This is a genomic window from Candidatus Margulisiibacteriota bacterium (assembly GCA_018822365.1).
GTDB lineage: Bacteria > Margulisbacteria > WOR-1 > O2-12-FULL-45-9 > XYB2-FULL-48-7 > XYB2-FULL-45-9.
Genome location: JAHJKL010000016.1, coordinates 1 through 8,118, shown reverse-complemented (window position 1 = coordinate 8,118; position 8,118 = coordinate 1). Strand labels below are relative to the sequence as shown.

The window sequence follows — 8,118 nt, the reverse complement described above, 5'->3', positions numbered from 1 at the left end:
CGGGCGATCTCTACTTCCATTCCCGCTTCGTCCATCTTAAAAATTCTAACTTCGCCGGAGAGAAGATAGTAAAATCCCTCGGCCTCGCTCCCCGCTTCAAAGATCGTCTCGTCCGCGCGAAAGCTCTTTTCAATCCCCAGCGCCATGATTTCTTTGTCCATGATCATATAGTATAATGTCCGCATGATAAAAAAACTAGTTCCCATGCTCTTGATGGCTGGATTGTTTTTGTCCGGATGCGTTAACTTTGAGGGCCCCAAAGCGGTCTATCGCGATTATAATATCGGCCGGGTGACTTCGGCAGGGATCGAGGTCAACTTCAACTTTGACGTGACCAATCCCAATCCGATCGACCTGACGGTCAATCAATACTCGTATAAGATTCAGATCAACAACAAACTTCTGCTTGATGAAAATCGTCCCGGCTTTACCATGACCGCCAACCAGGCCAAATTAATTACTATCCCGGTTTTAGTCCGCTACGACGCGGTCTTTGGCTCTCTCTTGTCGGTGGTCCAGCGGCTGGCGAGCGGTAATAAAGACGTCGACTATCAAATAGACGGGACGATCAGTGCCGGTGCTTTTGGGGTTGCGGTCTCTTCTCCTCTATCTGCTTCCGGCAAATTCCGGCTTCCGGACAATATCAAGCTTTAAAATTCGTTGCCGATTGATAAGAAGAGATAGACCATTTCGCCAATCCCCAGGCTGGCCCGACCGTTTAACCCAAGCAATGTAGTGAACGAAATTTCTCCCCCATAAGCTTTATAGCATTTATCTAGCGTGATCTGCGCCGGGTCGGCCGCTGGACAGGCTAGGTCTTGCAAGAGGGAGAGGTAGACCCCGTCAATCACCCCGGTTGTTGGCGTCGCGACCGGAAAACGGACCCCCAGCCGACCGGCGACCAGGTTTTTGTTGAGGAACTTGTTCCGGCCGTAACCGATCAGGTTCTCTTCCCCGCCGACCCGGTAGTATTCAAAGAGGGGGAGGTCCCCGCTGCTGAAATATCCCCGGCCGATAAAGAAGAAGGTCTGCTCCGATGGCAGGGTGAAGTAAACGCTCAAGTCGTTCAAGTTTTTGGTGTAATCGTGTTCTCCTCCCCATTGTTTGACCCCGGTCTGCCAGGTCAGTTTGGCCAAAATGCCGTTGCTCGGGAAGACCGGGTCATCAAGAAAATCGAGCTTGGTGCTCAAGGTGTATTTAGCGACATTTTCGTCCGCCAGCAAGGTAAAGACCCTTTCATTGGCAACGCTTATCTTCTCAACCCCGGCGGAAACCTGCCCCAGGAAACCAAGATTGGCCTTGAAGCCGAGCCGAACCCCTTTTGGAATATAATAAAAGGTGGAAATGACCTGCCCCCCGCCGTAAATATCCTGGCTTTTTAAATAGTAAAATAAAACCGCTTCGCCAACCAGGTTCTGTCCCAAGTTTTCCAGCCAGAATTCGGAGGTCAGGCGAAAGTCGTATTCGTTCCCCAATTTTATTTGGATGTTCTGCTGAAGGTTGCGTGATTTAAAATAGTTCAGGGTAAAATCAGCCAGGAGCGAGAGTTGTTGATAAGTGTCGTAGCGGAGGCCGACACCGAGCGAGTTGGCGTGTTTTTCTTTCAAGACGTATAGGAGGTTGTATTCAGTCCCGTTGGGGACCGCCATAAACTCCACGCTTTCAAAATAGCCGGTAGCGTAGATCCGGTCGACGTTTTCCGAAACGTTCCTGATGTTGAACAGCTTCTGGCTCCGGACCAGACTGTTCATCAGGACATCGCTAATGTTCTTTCGTCCGGTAAATTTGACATATTTAATTCGTCCCTCGTCAATGCTAAAAGTCAGCCGGCCGCTGGTTGCTTCAAAAGTGGAGGTGACCCGGGCAAGTTTATATCCGTCAAAGAAATATTTGTTTCCCAATACCCTGCGGTCGGCCTCAACCTTGGCGGGAGTATAGCTTGATTCCGGGGTGGAACCGACCAAAGGGAGAAGGTCCTTTTCCTGGTAAACGGTCTGGCCGGCAAAAGCGAGGCTTTTAATGGCCGGTCCAGCCGATGGGGGATCTGGCTGGCTTAAAGTAAAACCTTTTTTGGCCAGCAGTTTTTTGATCTCCGGGATCTTTTTCCTGGCCGCCTGGTAGCCGACTTCGATTATCGCGTCGATCTTGTCGAAGTCGGAAAAAGTAAAAGAGGCGATATCCGGCTCAATTATTACGCTGGCCCGTTTCCGATTGGCGGCGCTGTTCTCTCTTTGCGGGAAGGCAAGGTTTTGCGACAGGATCGAGAAAATGGAATTAAGCTGTTCTTTTTTGCGCAGCTCCATTCCCAGGTCGACCGCGATGATAAAGTCCGGTTTGAATTCTTCGGCCAGGTTGACCGGCAGATTGTTGATTATCCCGCCGTCGCCTAAGATGCGTCCGTCAATCTCAACCGGCGGAAGCATGATCGGCACAGCCGACGAAGCTTGCAGGATCTTGGGAAGATACCCGGAAGCCAGGACGACCTCTTCCCCGGTTTCCAGGTTGGTGGCGTTGGCCCGGAAAGGGCGGGGGAAATCGTCAAAGTTCCTGACGTTAAGCCCTTTGATCGAGATCTCGCTGAATATTAGGGCCGGTTTTTGGCCGTTAACCAGGCTATCGGGGATGATCGGCCGCAGGCCGTTGAGATCTACCCGGAAAAGATACTTGCCGTATTTTTCTTTTTCGCCAAACAGCAGGTTTTTATAATCGGTGTATTGGACAAAAGCCTGCAGCCAATCGATCGATTTGGCGATCTGTTTGATCTCGTCGGCGGTGTACCCCTGGGCGACCAGGCTTCCCAAAACCGCCCCCATGCTGGTTCCAACCACATATGAGATCGGAATGTTTTCTTCTTCCAGTGCTTTGATCACCCCGATCTCTGACAGGCCGCGGGTCGCGATCCCGCCGCTTAAGACCAGGGCGATCCTTGGCTGGGCCGCATAAGCGGCGCCGGCCGTGGTCAGGCAAATTAAAAGGAGGATGGCAGCCTTTTTCTTAAAGGTGATCACAGTTTATACCCGACCAATTCCTGGACAACGGTTGGGGAGAAGAGGCCGCGTTCCGGCCCTTCGTACTTGATGTAAGCGTACGGCGATTTTGCCTCGAACCAGAAATAGATCTTTGGGGCGACGAGGGAGATCAATTGAAAGTCGGGGGCCATCTCAAATTTCTTGCAGAGAAAATTCCCGGCTTTGGCTGAAACTTGCTCCTCGCCGACACACCTGGCCCGCAGGTTTAGGGAGTTGCCGTTCTGGAAAAGTACGGTGAAGGGGGCCTCGTCGCGTCCCTTGATCAGCATATCCTGGAAAAATACTCCAAGATCGTGGGTAAGGATGGTCCGTTCATTGATCTTGACTGTAGCGGTGCCGTTCTTTTCTTTATTGCTTAAAAGATAACTGGCCGCCCGGCCGGGCCAGTTAAAGTCGACCTTAAATAAAGTTTCCGGTTGGCCGTTGTTTTTGGTGTTGTTTTCATGGTGGGAGGTACTGATCTTCCCCTGATCGATCCGGTAGTAGGTCAGGGTCTCTTTGCTGAATTTGTCCTGGTTGTTGTCGGTCGGTTGGCTGTTTGATTTGATCACCACAAAATCCTGGTTGTTATAGCGTTGTCTGGAAATGGCAAACTTTTCTTTGAAGAGCGGTTCCTTTGATTCCTTGCGATATGTTAAATAATTGTATTCCATCGACCGCGGGAAATTATAAAAACTGGCCTGGTATAACCCCTCTGCGGGGAGAGCTAAGAGGCAAATTAGCCATAATATCAGGGATTTTGGCCGCAACAATTGCATGATAAAAGTATATCACGCAAAGAGTGAAATTATTTCACTCTTTGTCGATAAATATTCGTATGAGTAGGACTAGAATAGGGCAAGTAGCCAATATTGTAACTTTTCCCGGTCATTTATTAAAAAATGAGATGGGCCGTTTAGCGAGCCTTCATGCTCGTTCGCGCGAATTGGCCCATTTTTACGATTTGGGCCGGCGGATTTCGCAAAGCTGCGGTCTGCCGAGATCTTTGGCCATTCAGCTGGGGGAATCGATTTTTAAAATGGCGGCGGCCAATGGATTCAATTTGCGGGGAGCCTCTCTTGAAGGGCCGCCGGAAGAGATCTTAGCTTCCATAAAATTGCTTATCCCACCGGAAGGGAAAAAAGAACATTTATCAATTGAACTTTTGACCGAGCTTAGGGTCATCCATGCTGGCGGCAGATCATTCGGGCAGAAGATCAGTAGCGCTTATGATCAATTTGTCCCGATCTTAAGATTGGATGCTTTAGATACCTTAATTGAGGCTGAACGAGGCAAAGAAGATAAATTAACTAGACTTAAAGCGGAAATAAGTTCAATTAAACAAAGGCAGAAGGATCTTCTGTCCAAGGCTAGAGACGAAATTCATTACCAGGGTTTAGGGAACCAAGCCTATCTGGAGATCATGAGCGCTATCTATCAGGAGAGCCCGGGTAATGGGCTGCAAGAGAGCATTACCGAATTGTTTGACGTAGTTACCAAGTGGGCGTATCAGGTCATCGGCCGTTCGCCCGATTCTGAAGCGGCCGGCTGGCTGGTAATTGGCCCTGACGGACAGGTCGGTATGCCATACCGATTTATGGTCCCGGGCGATAATTTGGGGGAATCCTCTGTGGTCCGGCTTAAACGGAATAACGGCCAGCTAAGTTTGCCTTCCGGTGAGACAAAAATAGGAGTGACTGACGAGAGGGGCAGGTACCTGACGATCGACGAATGGGAAAACTGGGGGAAAAAGGTCAGGGAAGATCTGGTTGTGGTTGAAAAGAAAAACGGGGAAAGAAATTTGTTTCGCAGGGTGATCCGCCCTGGTTCTGAATTGATCAGGCATGTTGTTGAAGGGACGGCGGTGGGATTTCTGGGCGGGCTTGCCGGGGGGCTTACAAAACTATTAGGGGAAAAAAATGCGCTGGTTGATCTGGAAACGATCGAATTTGCCGAAGCCGGCCTTGTGCCTGGGGAGATCATCCCGGTCATCGCTGACGGGACCAGGATCGTTCTGGTCTCGGCCGGTTCGGCCGACCCGAATTTGCGTGAGGAAAAGATGAGGAAAGGGAGCATGATCGAAGAATTGAGCGACAGAGGGGGACAACCGATCGGTATAGTCAATCAAGACCTTGGCCAGGCGATCGGTAATGTCAGGACTTCAGCGGTGGTTCCCATCCGTTTGATGATCGAAGACGCGAAAAAATTCGCCCGGCGGCCGCAAAATGAGTTTTTACTTAAAATAGTTGGAGTTGCTTCTTATTACATAACCTCCATATTTAAATACAATGAAATGGGAGAAGCGATCTGCCTTGGTTCTTTGGAAGTGACCAATCCGGATATTGTTCCGGAAGAAAAAGAGATGACCGAGGAAGAAAAGAATAGGCTAGACGACCAGTTCAGAGCCGGCCAGGCATTTGCCAAATTGATCTCGACCGGGATCATGATCAAGGTTTTGCAGGAAGAACGGGACAATTTGACCCGTCAGTATGTTGGGGAAAAGATCTTTGCTCTGCTCAAATCCCGCGATTATCAGGCGCTTCGCGGCCGGGTGATCGATGGCGCGACTATCGTTTTTGGGGATGTTTCCGGTTTTACCGCTTTGTCTGATATCTTAAAAGACCTTCCGGAAGAAGTGGTCCGCCTGCTCAGCCATTTGTTTGCCCGTCTTGATCCGGTCATTACCAGGCACGGAGGGATCGTTGATAAACACATCGGCGACTGCATCATGGGTGACTTTGGCGTTCCCCGGCGGGAGCCGCTGGATGTTGAAGAGGCGGTTGCCGCGGCGGTTGACCTGCAGCTTGAATTACAGCGTTTGAACCGGGACCCGGCGATCCAGGCGATCTATAAACAATACGGGATCCCGCCGCTTGGCATGACGATCGGCCTTCATACCGGCCGGGTGATCGCCGGAAATGTCGGCCATGCCAGCAGTAAAGTGGAATATACCGTGATCGGCGACGCGGTCAACCAGGCGGCTCGGCTTCAGCATGCCGCTTCCCGCGGACAGATCATTATTGGTGAACAAACCTACCGTCTTCTTTCCGAAGAAAATAAAGCGAAAATGATCGCTGATTTTAATGCTTATAATCGCGCGTTGGACAGCCCCGAAGGGAAAGCCTATCTGCGGAAAATTCTCGCGGAGCAAGGGACCGAGCCGAGTGAGCGACTGATCGGTCAGGTTCTGAGCGAATACCAAAAACTTTACCGCGAAGCGGCCGAAGAGGATATGTTTGTCCCTTGTACTATCTACGCCAAGAATAAAGGGGTTTTGCCCGGTTATTTTGTCCGCTGGGACCGCCACGCTTACCGGTATCATTATTTGGAGCAAGCGATGGAGGGGGTGGGGGTCGTGGTCCAGGAACGGCCGCGCTTTGAAAACCAGCCACTTGGCCCGGAAGCGGTCCACCGGCTTTGGTTGGGGGAAAGTGACGACCGGCAGGTCGAGCTGTTCGAGACTTATCTTGATCTGAAGGACAGGCAAAAAGCTAATTTACGAAAAAGTTAATTCCCGCTTCCGGTTCATTTTCCGGTAATAAATATTCGAGACGAACGAGGTCAGGGCTTGCGGCTGCGGCGGCAGAAAAAGTCTTTTAACGATCGATCTCCAGGAAAAAGTTTTATCGTTCGCTTCCCAGAACTTTTCCAGCAATTTCTCCCGGCTGATCTTCTTTGGCTGGTAGTGGACATCCAACAGCGGGCGGGTTTTATCCAGCCAGTAGCGGTCATGGACCATTCTCCCTTCCGCTTTGATCCGGTCGTATTGGGCCGTCCCCGGGATCGGGAAAAGGAAATAGTAGGTGACCTTGTCAATGTGATTGCGATCGACAAATTCAACCGTCTGGTCGATCGTTGCTTCATCGTCTTCATCCAATCCAAAAACAAAACTACCATGGATCGGCAGGCCGCAGTCATGGAAAACTTTAAGTTGTTCCGCGTAATCTTCGATCCGATTGATCTTTTTATTGACACTGCGCAGGCTTGCTTCGTTGATGCTTTCGATCCCCAGGTAGGCGGCGTAACAGCCGCTTTGCCGGGCCAGCTTCAGCATGGCCGGATGCTTGGCGGCAAAAACATTGAACTGGCCGGCCCATTTGATCTTTAACGGGGCAAGAGCGGCAAAAAGCTCGCGGGCCCGTTCCTGGTTCGCCCCGATATTGACGTCGCAGAAAAAATAATATTTAGCGCCGATCGCCTGGATCTCTTTGACAACGTTCTTGACCGGCTTCATCCGCTGATGGCGGCCGTAAAAACCGGTCACCAGGCAAAAGTCGCAGGAAAAAGGACAGCCGCGGGAGGTTTCCAGCGGAATAGTGGGGAGCCTGGAGAAGGGCATTTTCTGATATTTAGCCAGATTGATCAGGTCGATCCTGGGAATGACCAGCCGCGACAAGCTTGGGTAACCGGGCCTGTAGAATGGCTTTAACTCTTTGGCCCTCAGATCTTTAATGACCGTTTCCCAAATATCCTCGACTTCGCCGATCATGACGCTGTCGGCGTGTTCTTTTGCTTCGTCGGGCAGGACGGTCGGGTGGATCCCGCCCAGGATGACTTTGGTCCCTCTTTTACGGAATTCATCGGCGATCTCGTACGCCCGGGAGGCGGAGAAAGTGTGGCAGGTGATCGCGACCAGGTCGGCTTTGCGGTCAAGATCGATCTCATCGACATGTTCATCAATGATCTCGACTTCAACCTCGTGTGAGGTCAGGGCGGCCAGGGTTGGCATGGTGATCGAAGGAATAAAGGCCTTTTTAAATTTTAAGAGCTTGCCGACTTGGTGATACATTGAAGGTTGGATCAGTAATAGTTTCATTTTACGTTTATTATACATTATTTAAGTATGCTAAAATGACTTTTATGCGCCGATTAATGGAATTAACAGCCTCTGCTTTTCTTTATATTTCCTGGGTTTTAATCTGCAAAACCATCCGTTACGATATTCCCTGGCGGGAACGTTTTGAGAAAAGAGGGGAGAACGTGATTTTCGCGGTCTGGCACCAGGCGACCTTTGTGATGTTCTATCTTTACCGGTTCAGGCGGGTGGTTCTGCTAGTATCTTCGGAACCCAGAGGGCGTGTGCTTGCCCAATGCGCCCGCTGGCTTGGCT

General features: G+C 50.6%; 7 protein-coding genes. 3 read left to right on the top strand and 4 right to left on the bottom strand.

The window, feature by feature from the left end:
* Positions 1–206: cyclic nucleotide-binding domain-containing protein (locus KKF06_01175; GenBank protein ID MBU1616377.1), on the bottom strand; the 206-nt coding region annotated here is incomplete at its 3' end.
* On the opposite strand from KKF06_01175, the gene KKF06_01170 reads away from it, so the two are divergent.
* Positions 184–654 (top strand): LEA type 2 family protein, encoded by a 471-nt coding sequence (locus tag KKF06_01170; protein ID MBU1616376.1) that lies wholly within the window; start codon positions 184–186, stop codon positions 652–654. The two genes, KKF06_01175 and KKF06_01170, sit on opposite strands and share 23 nt — an antisense overlap.
* Here the strand turns inward: KKF06_01170 and KKF06_01165 are convergent.
* Together KKF06_01165 and KKF06_01160 are read right to left on the bottom strand one after the other, a co-directional pair.
* Complete coding sequence (locus KKF06_01165) at positions 651–3,008, bottom strand: patatin-like phospholipase family protein (protein ID MBU1616375.1); 2,358 nt, start codon at positions 3,006–3,008, stop codon at positions 651–653. The genes KKF06_01170 and KKF06_01165 overlap by 4 nt on opposite strands.
* Positions 3,005–3,682: a hypothetical protein gene (locus KKF06_01160; protein MBU1616374.1), complete on the bottom strand. Its 678-nt coding sequence runs from the start codon at positions 3,680–3,682 to the stop codon at positions 3,005–3,007. The genes KKF06_01165 and KKF06_01160 overlap by 4 nt, the downstream gene beginning before the upstream one ends.
* A 164-nt stretch (positions 3,683–3,846) precedes the next feature.
* Here KKF06_01160 and KKF06_01155 point away from each other — a divergent pair, with 164 nt between their 5' ends.
* Positions 3,847–6,519, top strand: a complete 2,673-nt coding sequence (locus tag KKF06_01155) for an adenylate/guanylate cyclase domain-containing protein (protein ID MBU1616373.1) — start codon at positions 3,847–3,849, stop codon at positions 6,517–6,519.
* Here the strand turns inward: KKF06_01155 and KKF06_01150 are convergent.
* Complete coding sequence (locus KKF06_01150; protein ID MBU1616372.1) at positions 6,505–7,842, bottom strand: B12-binding domain-containing radical SAM protein; 1,338 nt, start codon at positions 7,840–7,842, stop codon at positions 6,505–6,507. The genes KKF06_01155 and KKF06_01150 overlap by 15 nt on opposite strands.
* A gap of 38 nt (positions 7,843–7,880) precedes the next feature.
* Between KKF06_01150 and KKF06_01145 the strand changes: the two genes are divergently transcribed.
* Positions 7,881–8,118 (top strand): hypothetical protein (locus KKF06_01145; GenBank protein MBU1616371.1); only part of this gene is annotated, 238 nt, incomplete at its 3' end.

What these genes read in the sequence shown, in the direction of transcription:
- KKF06_01170 (MBU1616376.1), top strand. Translation starts at nt 184, where the DNA reads ATGATAAAAAAACTAGTTCCCATGCTCTTGATGGCTGGATTGTTTTTG.
- KKF06_01155 (MBU1616373.1), top strand. Translation starts at nt 3,847, where the DNA reads ATGAGTAGGACTAGAATAGGGCAAGTAGCCAATATTGTAACTTTTCCC.
- KKF06_01160 (MBU1616374.1), bottom strand. Translation starts at nt 3,682, where the DNA reads ATGGAATACAATTATTTAACATATCGCAAGGAATCAAAGGAACCGCTC.
- KKF06_01150 (MBU1616372.1), bottom strand. Translation starts at nt 7,842, where the DNA reads ATGTATAATAAACGTAAAATGAAACTATTACTGATCCAACCTTCAATG.